The sequence below is a fragment of the Cupriavidus alkaliphilus genome (genome assembly GCF_014191175.1).
Lineage (GTDB): Bacteria > Pseudomonadota > Gammaproteobacteria > Burkholderiales > Burkholderiaceae > Cupriavidus > Cupriavidus alkaliphilus.
In genome coordinates this window covers 940537-957545 of sequence record NZ_JACHWE010000002.1, presented here as the reverse complement: position 1 = coordinate 957545, position 17009 = coordinate 940537, and the positions used below count along the sequence as shown (strand labels likewise).

Genomic DNA, 17009 nt, shown 5'->3' with positions numbered 1-17009 from the left:
AAGCGGAACTGGAGGGCACTCCCAATCACGTCTCCTGAAAGCTGCACAATATTGCTTGCGGAAAATCTGGTTGATGAATTATAGTTCGTTCAAACCAGATACCCGTTGATGCACGATAGTGCAGTTTCGCAGAGGAGACCCCGCCGTGACCACCGCCCCCCGCGTCGACTACCAGACCGATCCTTCCCACTACAAGCACCTGAAGCTGGCATTCGACGGTCCCGTCGCCACGCTGGCGGTGGACATCGACGAGAACGCCGGACTGCGCCCCGGCTACAAGCTCAAGCTCAACAGCTACGACCTGGGCGTCGACATCGAACTGAACGACGCGCTCAACCGGGTCCGCTTCGAGCATCCGGAAGTGCGCACCGTGGTCATCACCAGCGGCAAGGACAAGGTGTTCTGCTCCGGGGCCAATATCTTTATGCTCGGCGTCAGCAGCCATGCGTGGAAGGTCAACTTCTGCAAGTTCACCAACGAGACCCGCAACGGCATCGAGGATTCCTCGGCGCACAGCGGCCTGAAGTTCCTGGCCGCGGTCAACGGCGCCTGCGCCGGCGGTGGCTATGAACTGGCGCTGGCGTGCGACGAGATCCTGCTGGTCGACGACCGCTCGTCGGCGGTGAGCCTGCCGGAAGTGCCGCTGCTGGGCGTGCTGCCGGGCACCGGTGGCCTGACCCGCGTCACCGACAAGCGCCATGTGCGCCATGACCTTGCGGATATCTTCTGCACCACCACCGAAGGTGTGCGCGGCCAGCGCGCCAAGGACTGGCGCCTGGTCGACGATATCGCCAAGCCCGCGGTGTTTGCGCAAAAGGTGCGGGAACGCGCGCTGGCGCTGGCCGCGCAGAGCGACCGCCCGGCCGATGCGCAGGGTGTCGCGCTCGCGCCGATCGAGCGCGTGATCGAAGCGGATGCGCTGCGCTATACGCACGTCACGGTCGAGATCGACCGGGCCGGCCGCACCGCTACCTTTACGGTGAAGGCACCGACCGGCGCGCAGCCGCAGGACATCGACGCGATCGTGCAGGCCGGCGCCGGCTGGTATCCGCTGCAGCTGGCGCGCGAGCTGGAAGACGCGATCCTGTCGATGCGCACCAACGAGCTGGACATCGGCACCTGGCTGATCAAGACCAGCGGCGACGCCGCCGCGGTGCTGGGCAACGATGCCACGCTGCTGGCGCACCAGGACCACTGGCTGGTGCGCGAGACCATCGGCCTGCTGCGCCGCACGCTGAGCCGGCTGGACGTGTCGTCGCGCAGCCTGTTCGCGCTGATCGAGCCGGATTCGTGCTTTGCCGGCACCTTCCTGGAACTGGCCCTGGCGTGCGACCGCAGCTACCACCTGGCGCTGCCCGACGACGAGGCGCGCGCGCCGAAGATCACCGTGGCCGACGTCAACTTCGGCCTGTACCCGATGGCCACCGGCCAGAGCCGCCTGGGCCGCCGCTTCTACGACGAACAGCCCGCGCTCGATGCCGTGCGCGCCAAGGCAGGGCAGCCGCTCGACGCCGACGCCGCCTGGGCGCTGGGCCTGGTGACCGCCAATCCGGACGACATCGACTGGACCGACGAAGTCCGCATCGCGCTGGAAGAGCGCGTGGCGATGTCGCCCGATGCGCTGACCGGCATGGAAGCCAACCTGCGCTTCAACGGCCAGGAAAACATGTTCACCCGCATCTTCGGCCGCCTGACCGCGTGGCAGAACTGGATCTTCCAGCGTCCCAACGCCGTCGGCGACAAGGGGGCGCTCAAGGTCTACGGCAAGGGCGACAAGGCCGCCTTCGACTGGAACCGCGTCTGATCCAGCGCCTAACGACAACCGAATCGTCCTCCCAGGAGACCACCATGTCCGGCATCAACTACAGCGACAAGATCCCCAACAACGTCAACCTCAGCGAAGACCGTACCCTGCAGCGCGCGCTCGAGCAATGGCAGCCCAACTACCTGAGCTGGTGGAACGACATGGGCCCGGAGGGCTCGCACCAGCATGACATCTACCTGCGCACCGCGATCAGCGTCGATCCGCAGGGCTGGGCCCACTTTGGCCACGTCAAGATGCCGGACTACCGCTGGGGCATCTTCCTGAACCCGGCCGAGGCCAACCGCAAGATCCACTTCGGCGACCACAAGGGCGAGGACGCTTGGCAGGACATTCCCGGGGAATATCGCGCCAACCTGCGCCGCATCATCGTGACGCAGGGCGATACCGAGCCTGCGTCGGTCGAGCAGCAGCGCCACCTGGGCCTGACCGCGCCCAGCATGTACGACCTGCGCAACCTGTTCCAGGTGAACGTGGAAGAGGGCCGCCACCTGTGGGCCATGGTCTACCTGCTGCACAAGTACTTCGGCCGCGACGGCCGGGAAGAGGGCGAAGCACTGCTGGAGCGCCGCAGCGGCCAGCAGGACAACCCGCGCATCCTGCAGGCGTTCAACGAACAGACGCCCGACTGGCTGTCGTTCTTCATGTTCACCTACTTCACCGACCGCGACGGCAAGTTCCAGCTGTGCGCGCTGGCCGAAAGCGCCTTCGATCCGCTGGCACGGACCACCAAATTCATGCTGACCGAGGAAGCGCACCACATGTTCGTGGGCGAGAGCGGCGTGTCGCGGGTGATCCAGCGCACCTGCCAGGTGATGAACGAGCTGAAGACAGACGATCCGGCGAAGCTGCGCGCGGCCGGCGTGATCGACCTGCCGACCATCCAGCGCTACCTGAACTTCCACTACAGCGTCACCATCGACCTGTTCGGCGCGGATGAGTCGAGCAACGCCGCCACCTTCTACAGCACCGGCCTGAAGGGCCGCTACGAAGAAGGCAAGCGCATGGACGACCACGTGCTCAAGGGCCAGACCTACCGCATCCTGCAGGCGCAGAACGGCCAGCTGACCGAGAAGGAAGTGCCGATGCTCAACGCGCTCAACGAAGTGCTGCGCGATGACTACATCAAGGACAGCATGGCCGGCGTCGAGCGCTGGAACAAGGTGATCGAGAAGGCCGGGATCCCGTTCCGCCTGAAGGTGCCGCACAAGGCGTTCCACCGCAATATCGGCGCGCTCGCCGGCGTGAAGGTATCGCCGGACGGCCGCGTGATCTCCGACGCCGAATGGCGCGACTTCCGCGACCAGTGGCTGCCCACCGAAGGCGACCGCGCCTTCGTCGCCAGCCTGATGGGCCGCGTGGTCGAGCCCGGCAAGTTCGCCAACTGGATCGCGCCGCCGGTGATGGGCATCAACCGCCAGCCGGTGGATTTCGAATACGTACGGTTCAACTAAGCCACGGTCTTGATCATCCCTCCCTGTTTGCTCCCCTCTCCCGCTGCGCAGGTGAGGGGAACGTCCGCGACGGGCCTCGGCAAGCTCAAGCGCAGTGCCCGCGAAGCACTCTGATTCTGGAGACCGCCATGGACATGGCAGAAATTCAAGTCATTAAGCAGCACCTGATCGATCCCGAGATCTGCATCCGCTGCAATACCTGCGAAGCCACCTGCCCGGTGGGTGCGATCACGCACGACTCGCGCAACTACGTGGTCGATGCCGACAAGTGCAACCTGTGCATGGCCTGCATTGCCCCGTGTCCGACCGGATCGATCGACAACTGGCGCGACATGCCGAAACTGCGCGCCTACAGCATCGAAGAACAGCTCACCTGGGACACGCTGCCGGAAGCACTGTCGCGCGAACAGCTGGCCGACCTGGCGCCAGGCGCCGACCTGCAGACCGCCGCGGCGGAACTTCCCGCCGCGTCGCCGCTGTCCGGCACCGCCGAGGAAGCCTTCAACAGCGCCCGCTACGGCGCTACCGTGCCACCGTGGTCCGCCGCGCATGCCTACACTAACGTCTATGGCGCCAAGTCCGCGCAGAAGACCATCACTGCCACGGTGACGGGCAACGTGCGCGTGACCGAGGTCGGCCGCGAATACGACACGCACCACATCGTGCTGGACTTCGGCACGACGCCGTTCCCGGTGCTCGAAGGCCAGTCTATCGGCATCGTGCCGCCCGGCACCGACGCCGGCGGCCGCCCGCACCACGCGCGCCAGTACTCCATCGCCAGCGCACGCAACGGCGAGCGGCCGGGCTACAACAACCTGTCGCTGACCATCAAGCGCGTGCTGCAGGACCACGACGGCAACCCCGTGCGCGGCGTGGGCTCGAACTACATGTGCGACCTGAAGGTGGGGGACAAGGTAGAAGTGATCGGCCCGTTCGGCGCCAGCTTTTTGATGCCGAATCACCCGCGCTCGAACATCGTGATGATCTGCACGGGCACCGGCAGCGCGCCGATGCGAGCGATGACGGAATGGCGCCGGCGGCTGCGCAAGGCCGGCAAGTTCGATGGCGGCAAGCTGATGCTGTTCTTCGGCGCGCGCAGCAAGGAAGAGCTGCCGTACTTCGGGCCGCTGCAGAACCTGCCGAAGGATTTCATCGACATCAACCTGGCGTTCTCGCGCACGCCGGGGCAGCCGAAGCGGTACGTGCAGGACCTGATGCGCGAGCGCGCGGCGGACCTGGCGGCATTGCTGGCGTCACCGGATACGTACTTCTACGTCTGCGGGCTGAAGAGCATGGAGGAGGGCGTGGTGCTGGCGCTGCGCGAGGTGGCCCAGCAGGCGGGGCTGCATTGGGAGACACTGGCGGAAGGGTTGAAGCGGGACGGGAGGTTGCACCTGGAGACGTATTGAGGGCCTATCCATCGACGCGAAGCATTATCTATTCCCCTTGGGGTGCTTCCTCTCCCGCAGGCGGGAGAGGGGGCAAACAGGCGTGAGGCGAAACGCTCAGCCATGCGCGAACCGCCTGCGCAACACCTTCCCCGCATCCGCCAGTTTCCCCTCCGCCACCTCCACCGTGCGCTGCAGGTAATCCTCGCTCGCCGCCAGCAGCGAACCATACATCGCGCTGCACATCTCCCGCGCCGTGCGCCCAGGCCAGTCCTGTGGCAGCAGCGCCTCCGGCAGGTTGGGATCGCGCAGCAGCACGCGCCGGTATTCATGTACCAGCAGTGTCCGGACGTAATAGGCATCGGCCGGCGGTAGTTGCGCCGCTTCTTGCGCCAGCGGTGAAAACCGTTTCAACAGCGCCTGCCACGCGTCCGCCACGTCGCCCAGCTTGAAGGTCTGGTGCATCAGCGCCTGCAGCGGCTGGATCGGGAACGCTTCCAGGCTGCTTGCCTCCATCACCGCGACGTACTCCTGCGCGCGCGCCGCGCCGATAATCTCGCGCAGCGACCCGAGATCCGCATTGGGATGCGCCATCACCCCCGGCGCGATCGCGCCAAAGCCCTCCCACAGCAATTCCCGCTTCAGCTTTTGCCGCACCGTTGCGCGTACGTCACCGCGCACCATCACCATGGTCCAGCGGCCATCCCATTCCTGCGCTTCGCCCGCATAGATGCGCTTGCCGGCGTGCAGCACGCGCTGCAGTCCGGCTTCCGACAGCCCGTAGTAGCTGCGCCGTCCGATCCTGGTGGCGCTCAGCCAGTCGTCCGCGGTGAGCCGGAAGGTGGCCGTGCGCACCAGCCGGTCGTTGATGCCGAACGGTGCCGCGAGGCGAATCAGGCTCCCCAGCCACACCGCCTGCGGCCGCGGCGCCACCACGTCGCCGAACAGCGTCACCAGCAGGGAATTGGCCCCCAGCTTGAGCCCGCGCGCCAGCCGGCCAAGGCGCGCGGAGGGTTGTTCCGGGTCAGGTGAAGTCGCCATCGCAGGCCCTTGAAGTGATACACATTCGTCGATTGCTTGAATCAAATTGTATCACTACCATGCATTGCAACTGACGCAATTGACGAAAATCAAGACCCCGAGCGGGCCTCAACAAAAGCCGGAGCAGGCATGTACGCACAGCTGGTGGAGACAGGAGCAACAAGGCTCCGCGCGATGGAAGAGATGGACCCGCAAGAGCGCGCGTTCCAGTCCCGTGTGGATGACGGCATCAAGATCGAGGCCAAGGACTGGATGCCCGAGGCTTACCGCAAGACCCTGGTCCGCCAGATCTCGCAGCATGCGCATTCGGAAATCGTCGGCCAGCTGCCGGAAGGCAACTGGGTGACCCGTGCCCCTACGCTGGAGCGCAAGGCGGTGCTGCTGGCCAAGATCCAGGATGAGGCAGGCCACGGCCTGTACCTGTACAGCGCCGCCGAAACGCTGGGCGTGTCGCGCGACCAGATGCTGGGCGACCTGCATTCGGGCAAGGCCAAGTATTCCAGCATCTTCAACTACCCCACGCTGTCCTGGGCCGACATCGGCATGATCGGCTGGCTGGTCGATGGCTCTGCCATCATCAACCAGGTGCCGCTGTGCCGCTGCTCGTACGGCCCGTATGCGCGCGCCATGGTGCGCGTGTGCAAGGAAGAGTCGTTCCACCAGCGCCAGGGCTACGACATCCTGCTGAAGCTGTGCAACGGCACGCCCGCGCAGAAGCAGATGGCGCAGGACGCGCTCAACCGCTGGTGGTGGCCCGCGCTGATGATGTTCGGCCCGTCCGACGGCGATTCGCCCAACAGCGCGCAGTCGATGCAATGGCGCATCAAGCTGTTCTCCAACGACGAGCTGCGCCAGAAGATGGTCGACCAGACCGTGCCGCAGGCCGAGTACCTGGGCCTGACCATTCCCGATCCGGAACTCAAGTGGAACGACGAACGCGGCCACTATGACTTCGGCGAAATCGACTGGTCCGAGTTCTACAACGTGATCCAGGGCAACGGCCCGTGCAACCGGGACCGCCTGCGCACCCGCGTCAAGGCCTGGGACGACGGCGCATGGTTCCGCGACGCGCTGGTGGCGCATGCGGAAAAGCAGGCCGGCCAGCAGGCACAGCAAGCCGCCGCCTGAGCCATGCGGCGCAGCGCGCCGCCCCCCAACATCGAATCGCTTTACACAGGAGGTTGCCATGAAAGAGTGGCCGCTTTGGGAGATCTTTATCCGCAGCCAGCACGGCCTGGCCCACAAGCACGTGGGCAGCCTGCATGCGCCGGACGGCGAAATGGCGATCAACAACGCCCGCGATGTCTACACGCGCCGCAACGAAGGCGTCAGCGTCTGGGTGGTGAAGGCCAGCGACGTGATGGCGAGTAGCCCCGGCGACAAGGGCCCGCTGTTCGAGCCCGCCAACAGCAAGGTCTACCGCCACCCGACGTTCTTCCCGATGCCGGAAGCGGTCAAGCACATCTGAGACGGCCCGGACCATGGACAACCACAAGCTCGCTCATCTCCACGAGTATCTGCTGCGCCTCGGCGATTCCACGCTGGTGCTCGGCCAGCGCCTGTCGGAATGGTGCGGCCGCGGCCCGGCGCTGGAAGAGGACATTGCGCTGACCAACGTCGCGCTCGACCTGATCGGCCAGACCCGCCTGTGGCTCGGCTATGCCGCCGAAGTGGAGGGCGCCGGGCGCACCGCCGACCAGCTGGCATTCCTGCGCGATGCGCACCAGTTCCGCAACCTGCTGCTGGCGGAACAGCCCAACGGCAGCTATGCCGATACGCTGGCGCGCCAGTTCCTGTTCGATACGTGGCACTACTTCCAGCTCGAGGCGCTGCAGCGCTCCACCGACGCGCGCATCGCGGAGATTGCCGCCAAGTCGCTCAAGGAAGTGACCTACCACGTGCGCCGCAGCGCCGACCTGGTGGTGCGGCTGGGCGATGGCAGCGAGGAAAGCCACCGCCGCATGCAAGAGGCGTTCGACGACCTGTGGATGTTCACCGGCGAACTGTTTGAAGCCGATGCGGCCGAAGCCGCGCTGGCGCGCGACGGCGTGGTTCCCGATCCTGCGACGCTGGCCGAGCCCTGGCAGCGCCACGTCAGCGAGGTGCTGGAAGAAGCCACCCTGCGCGTGCCCGCCGCCCAGTGGGCGCAGAGCGGCGGCCGCCACGGCCGTCATACCGAACACCTCGGTTACCTGCTGGCCGAGATGCAGTTCCTGCAGCGCGCCTATCCCGGCGCGCAGTGGTGAGCATCATGACCGCGCAAGCGCCGGACCGTGCCGCCGTGGCACAGGTCTGGACCTGGCTCGACACGGTGCCGGACCCCGAAATCCCCGTGATCTCCGTGGTGGATCTCGGCATCGTGCGCGACGTGGCATGGGAAGGCGATGCCTGCGTCATCACTATCACGCCAACGTATTCCGGCTGCCCGGCCATGACCGTGATCCGCGAGGGTATTGAAAGCGCGCTCGCCGCGCAGGGCGTGGACAAGGTGCGCGTGCAGACCCGGCTGGCGCCGGCGTGGACCACCGACTGGATGACCCCGCGCGGCAAGGCCAGCCTCGCCGGCTACGGCATCGCGCCGCCGGCGCAGCAGGTGATCGATATCAGCGGCATCAGCCGCAAGGCAGGCCGGGGACCAGCCGCGCCGGTGGTGGCCTGCCCGCACTGCGGCTCGCGCCATACGCGGCTGGTCAGCCAGTTCGGCTCGACCGCGTGCAAGGCGCTGTACCGCTGCGGCGACTGCAAGGAGCCGTTCGACTATTTCAAGGCTCACTGAGAAGGAAAGGTGGGGAGATGAGCAAATTCCATGAACTGACGGTGGCCTCGGTCACGCGCGAGACCCGCGATGCGGTAGCCGTGACCTTCGCCGTGCCGGACGAACTGGCCGACACCTACCGCTACATGCAGGGCCAGCACCTGACGCTGCGCACCGGCATCGATGGCGAGGACGTGCGCCGCTCGTACTCGATCTGCTCGGCGGTGCAGGACGCGCAGCTGCGCGTGGCGATCAAGCGCGTCGACGGCGGGCTGTTCTCCAACTGGGCCAACGAGCAGCTGCAGGCCGGCATGAAGCTGGAAGTGATGCCGCCGTCCGGCCATTTCCACGTGCCGCTGTCCGCCACGCACGCGAAGCACTATGTCGCTTTCGCCGCCGGCAGCGGCATCACGCCGATGCTGTCGATCATCAAGACCACCTTGCAGGCGGAGCCGGACAGCCGTTTCACGCTGTTCTACGGCAACCGCGCCTCGTCGTCGGTGCTGTTCAAGGAAGAGCTGGAAGACCTGAAGGACAGCTACCTGCAGCGCTTCAACCTGGTGTTCGTGCTCAGCCGCGAGCAGCTCGACATCGACCTGTTCAACGGCCGCATCGACGGCGCCAAGGTCAATGCGCTGCTGCAGCACTGGGTCAGGCCGCAGGACATCGACGTCGCCTTTATCTGCGGCCCGCATTCGATGATGGAAGAGGTCTCGCAGGCGCTGCTCGACAACGGCGTCGACAAGACCCGCATCAAGCGCGAACTGTTTGCCACCAGCATTCCTTCGGCGCGGCCCGCCGCGCATGCACACAAGCAGGTCGGCCAGCAGCAGTGCGAAGTGACCGTGATCCAGGATGGCCGAACCCGTTCCTTCACGCTGGAGAAGAACAAGGAAACGGTGCTCGACGCCGCGCTGGCGCAGGGCATCGAACTGCCGTACTCATGCAAGGGCGGGGTCTGCTCGACCTGCCGCTGCAAGCGCATCGAAGGCGAAGTCGACATGGACGTCAACTTCGCGCTGGAAGACTACGAGGTCGCGCGCGGCTTCATCCTGAGCTGCCAGAGCTACGCCGTCAGCGACAGGCTGGTGATCGATTTCGACCAGGAAACCTGAAGCGTTCTCCTGCCATCCCAAATACCCAGATTCAATTTCGCCCCCGGAGCAAGCCGTGTCCCATCCGTTTTTCGAACGCCACCAGGCGCTGCTGGAACAAGCCACCCAAGCCATCGCCACGCGCGGCTACTGGAGCCCGTTCGCCGAAATGCCGAGCCCCAAGGTCTATGGCGAGACCGCCAACGCCGACGGCAAGGCTGCCTTCGAGGCACGCCTGAACCAGCCGTTCGCGCTGTCGCAGCCGGGCACCGTCGGCCAGGCCGGCAAGGAAGTCTCGCCGTACGGCCCGGAACTGGCCGTCACCTATCCCAAGCCAGACCTCGACCAGCTCTTCGCCGGCGTCGCCAAGGGCATGCCGGCCTGGCGCAAGGCCGGACCGGAGGCATGGGTGGGTGTATCGCTGGAAATCCTGCAGCGCCTGAACCGCCGCAGCTTCGAGATCGCCTACGCGGTCATGCACACCACCGGCCAGGCCTTCATGATGGCGTTCCAGGCCGGAGGCACGCACGCGCAGGACCGCGGCCTGGAAGCCGTGGCCTACGCCTGGGACGAACTGCGCCGCATCCCGAAGCAGGCCACGTGGGAGAAGCCGCAGGGCAAGAACGAGCCGCTGCGCATGGAAAAGCGCTACAGCGTGGTGCCGCGCGGCGTGGGCCTGGTGATCGGCTGCTGCACGTTCCCGACGTGGAACGGCTATCCCGGCCTGTTCGCCAGCCTGGCGACCGGCAATGCGGTGGTGGTGAAGCCGCATCCCGGCGCGATCCTGCCGCTGGCGATCACCGTCGAGGTGGCGCGCGAAGTGCTGCAGGAAGCCGGCTTCGACCCGAATATCGTCACGCTGGTCGCCAACGACCCGAGCGAGCGCATGGCGTCGAAGCTGGCGCTGCGCCCCGAAGTGCGCCTGATCGACTTCACCGGCAGCACTGCCAACGGCGACTGGCTTGAGCGCAACGCGCACCAGGCGCAGGTGTACACGGAGAAGGCTGGCGTCAACCAGATCGTCATCGACTCCACCGCCGATTTCAAGGGGATGGTGCGCAATATCGCCTTCTCGCTGTCGCTGTACTCGGGCCAGATGTGCACGGCGCCGCAGAACATCTACGTGCCGAAGGACGGCATCGATACGCCGGAAGGGCGCATCGGCTTCGACCAGGTCGCCGCGGCGATCGGCGAAGCCGTCAGCAAGCTGACGAGCGATCCGGCCAAGGCGGTGGAACTGATCGGTGCGATCCAGAACGACGGCGTAGTCGAACGGATCGAAGCGTCGCGTGCGCTGGGCGAGGTCGTTACCGACAGCCGCGCGCTGGTGCATCCGGAGTTTCCGGATGCGCGCATCCGCACGCCGCTGGTGCTGAAGGTCGATGCCACGGACGAAGCGAAGATCATGCAGGAACTGTTTGGCCCGATTTCCTTCGTCGTGGCGACCGACAGCACCGCGCACAGCATCGAACTGGCGCACCGCGGCGCGAAGACGCACGGCGCGCTGACGCTGTCGGCCTACACCACCGATGCGGGCGTGACCGAAAGCATCCGCGATGCCGCGGAGGACGCCGGCGTGGCGCTGTCGCTCAACCTGACCGGCGGCGTGTTCGTCAACCAGTCGGCCGCGTTCAGCGATTTCCACGCCACCGGCGCCAACCCGGCAGCCAATGCTTCGCTGTCCGATGCGGCCTTCGTCGCCAACCGCTTCCGCGTGGTCCAGAGCCGCTCGCATATCTGATCTGCCTGCAGTACCCCGGCGCCTGCCCCCCTTCGCACGCGGCGCCATCATAACGAGATGGAGTAGACAATGGTGCAACGCAACCCCAACCCTGACGAGCTGGAGCCGATCGAGCGCGCCAGCCGCGACCAACTGCAGGCGCTGCAGCTGCAACGGCTCAAATGGAGCGTGCGCCATGCCTATGACAACGTCCCGCACTACCGCAAGGCGTTTGCGGCGGCGGGGGTGCATCCGGACGACCTGAAGTCGCTGTCGGACCTGTCGAAGTTCCCGTTCCTGACCAAGCAGGACCTGCGCGACAACTATCCCTTCGGCATGTTCGCGGTGCCGCGCGAGCAGGTGGCACGCGTGCATGCGTCGAGCGGCACCACCGGCAAGCCGACCGTGGTCGGCTATACCGCGAAGGATATCGATACCTGGGCCAGCGTGGTGGCGCGCTCGATCCGCGCCGCGGGCGGGCGCGCCGGCGACCTGGTCCATGTCAGCTATGGCTACGGGCTGTTCACCGGCGGGCTGGGCGCGCACTACGGCGCGGAGAAGGCGGGCTGCACGGTGATCCCGATGTCGGGCGGACAGACCGAGAAACAGGTACAGCTGATCCGCGAGTTCCAGCCCAACATCATCATGGTGACGCCGTCGTACATGCTGAACCTGATCGAAGAATTGGAGCGCCAGGGCATGGACCCGTCGGAAAGCTCGCTGAAGGTCGGCATCTTCGGCGCCGAGCCCTGGACCGACGCGATGCGCGCGGAGATCGAGGCGCGCGCCGGCATCGACGCGGTGGACATCTATGGGCTGTCCGAGGTGATGGGGCCGGGCGTGGCGTGCGAATGCATCGAGAGCAAGGACGGGCCGGTGATCTGGGAAGACCATTTCTATGCCGAGATCATCGACCCGATGACCGGCGAGGTGCTGCCCGATGGCTCAGAGGGCGAGCTGGTGTTCACCTCGCTGACCAAGGAAGCGCTGCCGGTGATCCGCTACCGCACGCGCGACCTGACGCGTCTGCTGCCGCCCACTTCCCGTTCGATGCGCCGCATCGGCAAGATCACCGGACGCTCGGACGACATGCTGATTATCCGTGGCGTCAACGTGTTCCCATCGCAGATCGAGGAACTGATCCTGAAGGCGCCGGCGCTGGCGCCGCAGTACCAGCTGGTGGTGACGCGCGACGGGCACCTCGACAAGCTGGAGGTGCGTGTCGAGGCGAGGCCGGAGCGGTCTTCGTCGCTGTCGGCGGACGACCGGGCGGCGCTGGAGCGCGATCTGAAGGACCAGATCAAGACCTATGTCGGCGTGACCACGCGGGTGCAGGTGGTGGCGGCCGAGGGGATCGAGCGCACCACGGTCGGCAAGGCACGGCGCGTGCTGGACATGCGGCCGAAGGTGACACACGAACAGCCGTTGGGTGCGATCTGATAGCGCTGTTTTTCACTACCACCGCCAGCATAGGCTCCCCTCTCCCGCCTGCGGGAGAGGGGAGCGAACCGGCGGCATTCAGGACGCGACGAACGAATTCAAGCATGGCAGCCACCCGAAGCCGCCACATCCCCCTGCGCCAAAGGAGACAACCATGGACGCACAACAACTGGAAGCCATCCAGAGCCACCCCGACTTTATCCGCCTGACCCACGGACGCACGCGCCTGGGCTGGTCGCTGACGCTGATCATGCTGGCGGTCTACTTCGGCTTCATCCTGCTGCTGGCTTTCTCGCCCGCCACGCTCGGCACGCCGGTCGCCGGAGGCGTGATGACGGTCGGGATCCCCGTTGGCGTGGCGGTAATCGTGGCCGCCGTGCTGCTGACCGCCATCTACGTCCACCGCGCCAACCGCGACCTGGACCCGCTCAACGAACGCGTGCGCAAGGAGTGCGAAGCATGAAGCCGGTACACCGTTTCCTCGGCGCCGCCCTGTGCGGGCTGGCAGCCACCGCGGCCACCGCGGCCCCCGCGATCCAGGGCGAAGCCGCGCAGCGGCCGCTGAACTGGAGCGCCATCGTGATGTTCCTGCTGTTCGTGCTGTTCACGCTCGGCATCACCCGCTGGGCCGCGCGGCGCACGCGCTCGGCGTCGGACTTCTATGCGGCCGGCGGTGGCCTCACCGGCTTCCAGAATGGCCTGGCGATCGCCGGCGACATGGTGTCGGCCGCGTCCTTCCTCGGCATCTCGGCCATGATGTTCGACAAGGGCTACGATGGCCTGATCTACGCGCTCGGCGTGGTGGCCGGGTGGCCGATCATCCTGTTCATCGTCGCCGAACGCCTGCGCAACCTCGGCCGCTACACCTTTGCCGACGTGGTCTCGTACCGCCTCTCGCAGAAGCCGGTGCGCATCACCGCCGCGTGCGGCACGCTGACCGTGGTCATCATGTACCTGGTCGCGCAGATGGTCGGCGCCGGCAAGCTGATCGAGCTGCTGTTCGGCACCAGCTATGAATCGGCGGTGGTCATCGTCGGCGCGCTGATGGTGCTGTACGTGATGTTCGGCGGCATGCTGGCGACGACCTGGGTGCAGATCATCAAGGCGGTGCTGCTGCTCGGCGGCGTGACCTTCATGGCGGTGATGGTGCTGGCCTATTTCGGCTTCAGCCCCGAAGCCATGTTCGCCAGCGCGGCCAAGGTGCATGACAAGGGCGCTGCCATCCTTTCGCCGGGCGGGCTGGTGTCGAACCCGATCGATGCGATTTCGCTGGGTGTCGGCATGATGTTCGGCACCGCCGGCCTGCCGCACATCCTGATGCGCTTCTTCACCGTGGCGGATGCCAAAGAGGCGCGCAAATCGGTGCTCTACGCTACTGGTTTCATCGGCTACTTCTACGTGCTGATCCTGGTGGTGGGCTTCGGGGCGATCGTGATGGTGGGCGCCGATCCGGCCTATCGCGATGCCGCGGGCAAGCTGATCGGCGGCAGCAACATGGTGGCCGTGCACCTGTCGCATGTGATCGGCGGCGACCTGTTCCTCGGCTTTATCTCGGCGGTGGCGTTCGCGACCATCCTGGCGGTGGTGGCGGGGCTGGCGCTGTCGGGGGCGTCGGCGGTGTCGCATGACCTCTACGCCAACGTGTTCCGCCGCGGGCAGGCCAGCGAGAAAGACGAGATCCGCGTGTCGAAGATCGCCACGCTGGTGATCGGCCTGCTGGCGATGGTGCTGGGTGTGATGTTCGAGAAGCAGAACATCGCCTTCCTGTCCGGGCTGGTGCTGGCGATTGCCGCGTCGGTCAACTTCCCGGTGCTGTTCCTGTCGATGTTCTGGAAGGGGCTGACCACGCGCGGGGCCGTGGCGGGCAGCCTGGCGGGGCTGGTGTCAGCGGTGGTGCTGCTGGTGCTGGGCCCGACGGTGTGGGTGGGAATTCTCAAGCACCAGCAGGCGATCTTCCCGTACGCCAACCCCGCGCTGTTCTCGATGACGCTGGCCTTCGCCGCCGCCTGGCTGGCATCGGTGCTGGACCGCTCGGCGCAGGCGAGCGCCGAGCGGCAGCGCTACGGCGCGCAGTTCGTGCGCGCCATGACCGGCATCGGCGCGGCCGGTGCCAGCCAGCACTGAGCCAGCCGCCAGCTCACTCGGTGTCCTGCTGCGCCTTGTGGCGGGACGCCATCTTCTCCTGCTGCGCCGGCGGCACGTTGTCGTAATGGCTGAACTGGATGGTGTAGCTGCCATGCCCGCCGGTGATGCTGTTCAGCCGTGACTGGTAGTCGTTCAGCTCCGACAGCGGCACCTGCCCGGCGACGATCACCGTGTTGCCGGCCGCGGTGCGCGTGCCATGGACCTGGCCGCGCTTGGTCGAGAGGTCGCCGATGATATCGCCCATGGCGTTGCCCGGTGCCGTGACCTCGATATCGACGATCGGTTCGAGCACGCTCGGCCTGGCCTTGAGCACCGCGTCGACAAAGGCCTTGCGTCCCGCGGTGGCGAACGCGACTTCCTTGGAATCGACCGGATGGCTCTTGCCGTCGTACACGGTCACGCGCACGTCCTGCATCGGAAACCCCGCCAGCGGGCCACTGTCCAGCGCCTGGCGGATGCCTTTCTCGACCGCCGGAATGAACTGCCCGGGAATCGCGCCGCCCTTGACCGCATCGACGAAATCGAAGCCCGCGCCGCGCGCCAGCGGCTCGATGCGCAGCATCACCTCGCCGAACTGGCCGGCGCCGCCGGTCTGCTTCTTGTGCCGGTGATGGCCTTCGGCCCTGGCGCCGATGGTTTCGCGATAGGCGATCTTGGGCGGGCGCGTCGCCACGTCCAGCTTGTACTGCTCGGTCAGCCGCTCCAGCGCGCAGCGCAGGTGGAACTCGCCCAGGCCGAACACCACGGTCTCGTTGGTGCCGGCGGGGTGCTCGACGCGCAGGCACGGGTCTTCCGCGCTGAGCTTGTGCAGCACCTCGGCCAGGCGCTGCTCGTTGCCGCGCCGCGCCGGCTCGATCGCCAGGCCATAGATCGGCGTGGGGAATTCCAGCGGGGTCAGGTGGATGTTGCCGTCCTCGGTGGCATCGTGCAGCACCGCGTCGAAGCCCAGTTCATCGACCTTGGCCACCGCGCAGATATCGCCCGGGCCGGCACGCGGCACTTCCTGCGTCTCCTTGCCCTGCAGCCGCAGCAGGTGCGCCACCTTGAACGGCTGGCGTCCTTCGCCGATATAGAGCTGGCTGTCGCGCGTGACCGTGCCCTGGTGGATGCGGAATATCGCCAGCTTGCCGACATAGGGATCGATCACCACCTTGAACACGTGCGCCAGCACGTGCTTGTCCGGGACCGGCTCGGCGCGCACCGCCTGGCGCTGTTCCGTGCCCTCGGCATCCGCGCCGGTGGAGCGGTAGAACAGTGGCGGGTTGCCTTCGGTGGGGTTGGGCAGCAGCCGCACGAACACATCCAGCAACGCTTCGATGCCGGCGCCGGTGACGGCCGAGGTAAAGCAGATCGGCACCAGGTGGCCTTCGCGCAGCGCGCGCTCGAACGGCGCGTGCAGTTGCTCCGGGGTGATGGCTTCGCCTTGCTCCAGGTACAGCTCCATCAGCTCGGGGTCGATCTCGATCACCTGGTCGATCAGCGCGTCGTGCGCGGACGCCACCGATAAAAAATCCGACTCGCCGGCCGGATTGAAGAAGCAGTCGACCACCTTGCCGCCGTGGTCGGCCGGCAGGTTGATGGGCAGGCATTCCTTGCCGAAGGCCTCCTGGATCTCCGCCAGCAGCGCGGGCAGGTCGACCTTCTCGCCGTCGATGCCGTTGATGATGATCATCCGACACAACTGGCGCGACTGCGCCCAGGCCATGGCGCGGCGCGTGGTCATCTCGATGCCGGTCTGCGCATTGATGACGATGGCCGCGGTTTCCACCGCGGCCAGCGCACTGATGGCGTGCCCGGAGAAATCCGGGTAGCCGGGGGTGTCGATCAGGTAGATGCGGGTGTCGCGGTACTCCAGGTGCGCGACCGCGGCGCTGAGGGAGCGCTTGTACTTGCGCTCGAGCGGATCGTTGTCGCACACGGTGGATCCGCGCTCGACGCTGCCAGGCGTGTGCACCGCACCGCCCTTGTGCAGCAGCGCCTCGACCAGCGAGGTCTTGCCGCTTCCTGCGTGCCCGAGCAGGGCGACAGTGCGGATGGCATCGGGACTCTCGTGCATGGTGGCTCTCGGTTCGTCCGGCAATGACTCTCAGGGCATTATTGGCGAAATTCGGCGGAAGCGACATATATGCGTGCCGATACTGTGCAATGCC

Annotated in this window: 14 protein-coding genes; 12 read left to right on the top strand and 2 right to left on the bottom strand. The window is 66.3% G+C overall.

Annotation, left to right across the window (positions count from 1 at the left end):
• The first annotated feature begins 145 nt into the window (after positions 1 to 145).
• The 3 genes from boxC to boxA all read left to right on the top strand — a co-directional run bounded on the left by boxC (position 146) and on the right by boxA (position 4685).
• Positions 146 to 1804, top strand: a complete 1659-nt coding sequence (gene boxC, locus FHX60_RS10715) for a 2,3-epoxybenzoyl-CoA dihydrolase (RefSeq protein ID WP_183283320.1) — start codon at positions 146 to 148, stop codon at positions 1802 to 1804.
• A gap of 44 nt (positions 1805 to 1848) precedes the next feature.
• Entirely contained in the window at positions 1849 to 3276 is a 1428-nt protein-coding gene (gene boxB / locus FHX60_RS10710) for a benzoyl-CoA 2,3-epoxidase subunit BoxB (RefSeq protein WP_112775592.1), read from the top strand.
• Between the two features lie 128 nt (positions 3277 to 3404).
• A complete protein-coding gene (gene boxA / locus FHX60_RS10705) occupies positions 3405 to 4685 on the top strand; it encodes a benzoyl-CoA 2,3-epoxidase subunit BoxA (protein ID WP_183283319.1) in 1281 nt (426 codons plus the stop codon).
• Between the two features lie 96 nt (positions 4686 to 4781).
• Here boxA and paaX read toward each other — a convergent pair whose 3' ends face one another.
• Positions 4782 to 5705, bottom strand: a complete 924-nt coding sequence (paaX, locus tag FHX60_RS10700) for a phenylacetic acid degradation operon negative regulatory protein PaaX (RefSeq protein WP_112775590.1) — start codon at positions 5703 to 5705, stop codon at positions 4782 to 4784.
• Between the two features lie 129 nt (positions 5706 to 5834).
• Between paaX and paaA the strand changes: the two genes are divergently transcribed.
• From paaA to FHX60_RS10655, 9 genes are all read left to right on the top strand, one after another.
• Positions 5835 to 6833 (top strand): 1,2-phenylacetyl-CoA epoxidase subunit PaaA, encoded by a 999-nt coding sequence (gene paaA, locus FHX60_RS10695; protein ID WP_183283318.1) that lies wholly within the window; start codon positions 5835 to 5837, stop codon positions 6831 to 6833.
• Positions 6834 to 6891: 58 nt separating this feature from the next.
• Positions 6892 to 7173, top strand: a complete 282-nt coding sequence (gene paaB / locus FHX60_RS10690; RefSeq protein ID WP_029044895.1) for a 1,2-phenylacetyl-CoA epoxidase subunit PaaB — start codon at positions 6892 to 6894, stop codon at positions 7171 to 7173.
• A 13-nt stretch (positions 7174 to 7186) separates the two neighbouring features.
• Entirely contained in the window at positions 7187 to 7951 is a 765-nt protein-coding gene (gene paaC / locus FHX60_RS10685) for a 1,2-phenylacetyl-CoA epoxidase subunit PaaC (RefSeq protein ID WP_183283317.1), read from the top strand.
• A 5-nt stretch (positions 7952 to 7956) separates the two neighbouring features.
• Positions 7957 to 8481 carry a 1,2-phenylacetyl-CoA epoxidase subunit PaaD gene (gene paaD, locus FHX60_RS10680; protein WP_112775719.1) on the top strand — a complete coding sequence of 175 codons (525 nt, stop codon included), beginning with the start codon at positions 7957 to 7959 and terminating at the stop codon, positions 8479 to 8481.
• A gap of 17 nt (positions 8482 to 8498) precedes the next feature.
• A complete protein-coding gene (gene paaE, locus FHX60_RS10675) occupies positions 8499 to 9575 on the top strand; it encodes a 1,2-phenylacetyl-CoA epoxidase subunit PaaE (protein WP_112775587.1) in 1077 nt (358 codons plus the stop codon).
• Between the two features lie 55 nt (positions 9576 to 9630).
• A complete protein-coding gene (gene paaN / locus FHX60_RS10670) occupies positions 9631 to 11295 on the top strand; it encodes a phenylacetic acid degradation protein PaaN (protein WP_112775586.1) in 1665 nt (554 codons plus the stop codon).
• A 69-nt stretch (positions 11296 to 11364) separates the two neighbouring features.
• Positions 11365 to 12714: a phenylacetate--CoA ligase PaaK gene (paaK, locus tag FHX60_RS10665; protein WP_183283316.1), complete on the top strand. Its 1350-nt coding sequence runs from the start codon at positions 11365 to 11367 to the stop codon at positions 12712 to 12714.
• 154 nt (positions 12715 to 12868) lie between these two features.
• Positions 12869 to 13177, top strand: coding sequence for a DUF485 domain-containing protein (locus FHX60_RS10660; protein ID WP_112775584.1), 309 nt, complete (start codon positions 12869 to 12871; stop codon positions 13175 to 13177).
• Positions 13174 to 14838, top strand: a complete 1665-nt coding sequence (locus tag FHX60_RS10655; RefSeq protein ID WP_112775583.1) for a cation acetate symporter — start codon at positions 13174 to 13176, stop codon at positions 14836 to 14838. The genes FHX60_RS10660 and FHX60_RS10655 overlap by 4 nt, the downstream gene beginning before the upstream one ends.
• 13 nt (positions 14839 to 14851) lie before the next feature.
• Here the strand turns inward: FHX60_RS10655 and fusA are convergent, their stop codons facing one another.
• Positions 14852 to 16915: an elongation factor G gene (gene fusA, locus FHX60_RS10650; protein ID WP_112775582.1), complete on the bottom strand. Its 2064-nt coding sequence runs from the start codon at positions 16913 to 16915 to the stop codon at positions 14852 to 14854.
• Between the last annotated feature and the right edge of the window lie 94 nt (positions 16916 to 17009).

Excerpts from the sequence above, each read along its gene's own strand:
- FHX60_RS10660 (WP_112775584.1), top strand. The coding sequence starts at position 12,869 with ATGGACGCACAACAACTGGAAGCCATCCAGAGCCACCCCGACTTTATC.
- fusA (WP_112775582.1), bottom strand. The coding sequence starts at position 16,915 with ATGCACGAGAGTCCCGATGCCATCCGCACTGTCGCCCTGCTCGGGCAC.
- FHX60_RS10655 (WP_112775583.1), top strand. The coding sequence starts at position 13,174 with ATGAAGCCGGTACACCGTTTCCTCGGCGCCGCCCTGTGCGGGCTGGCA.
- boxB (WP_112775592.1), top strand. The coding sequence starts at position 1,849 with ATGTCCGGCATCAACTACAGCGACAAGATCCCCAACAACGTCAACCTC.
- paaC (WP_183283317.1), top strand. The coding sequence starts at position 7,187 with ATGGACAACCACAAGCTCGCTCATCTCCACGAGTATCTGCTGCGCCTC.
- paaD (WP_112775719.1), top strand. The coding sequence starts at position 7,957 with ATGACCGCGCAAGCGCCGGACCGTGCCGCCGTGGCACAGGTCTGGACC.
- paaB (WP_029044895.1), top strand. The coding sequence starts at position 6,892 with ATGAAAGAGTGGCCGCTTTGGGAGATCTTTATCCGCAGCCAGCACGGC.
- paaK (WP_183283316.1), top strand. The coding sequence starts at position 11,365 with ATGGTGCAACGCAACCCCAACCCTGACGAGCTGGAGCCGATCGAGCGC.
- boxA (WP_183283319.1), top strand. The coding sequence starts at position 3,405 with ATGGACATGGCAGAAATTCAAGTCATTAAGCAGCACCTGATCGATCCC.
- paaX (WP_112775590.1), bottom strand. The coding sequence starts at position 5,705 with ATGGCGACTTCACCTGACCCGGAACAACCCTCCGCGCGCCTTGGCCGG.
- paaE (WP_112775587.1), top strand. The coding sequence starts at position 8,499 with ATGAGCAAATTCCATGAACTGACGGTGGCCTCGGTCACGCGCGAGACC.
- paaA (WP_183283318.1), top strand. The coding sequence starts at position 5,835 with ATGTACGCACAGCTGGTGGAGACAGGAGCAACAAGGCTCCGCGCGATG.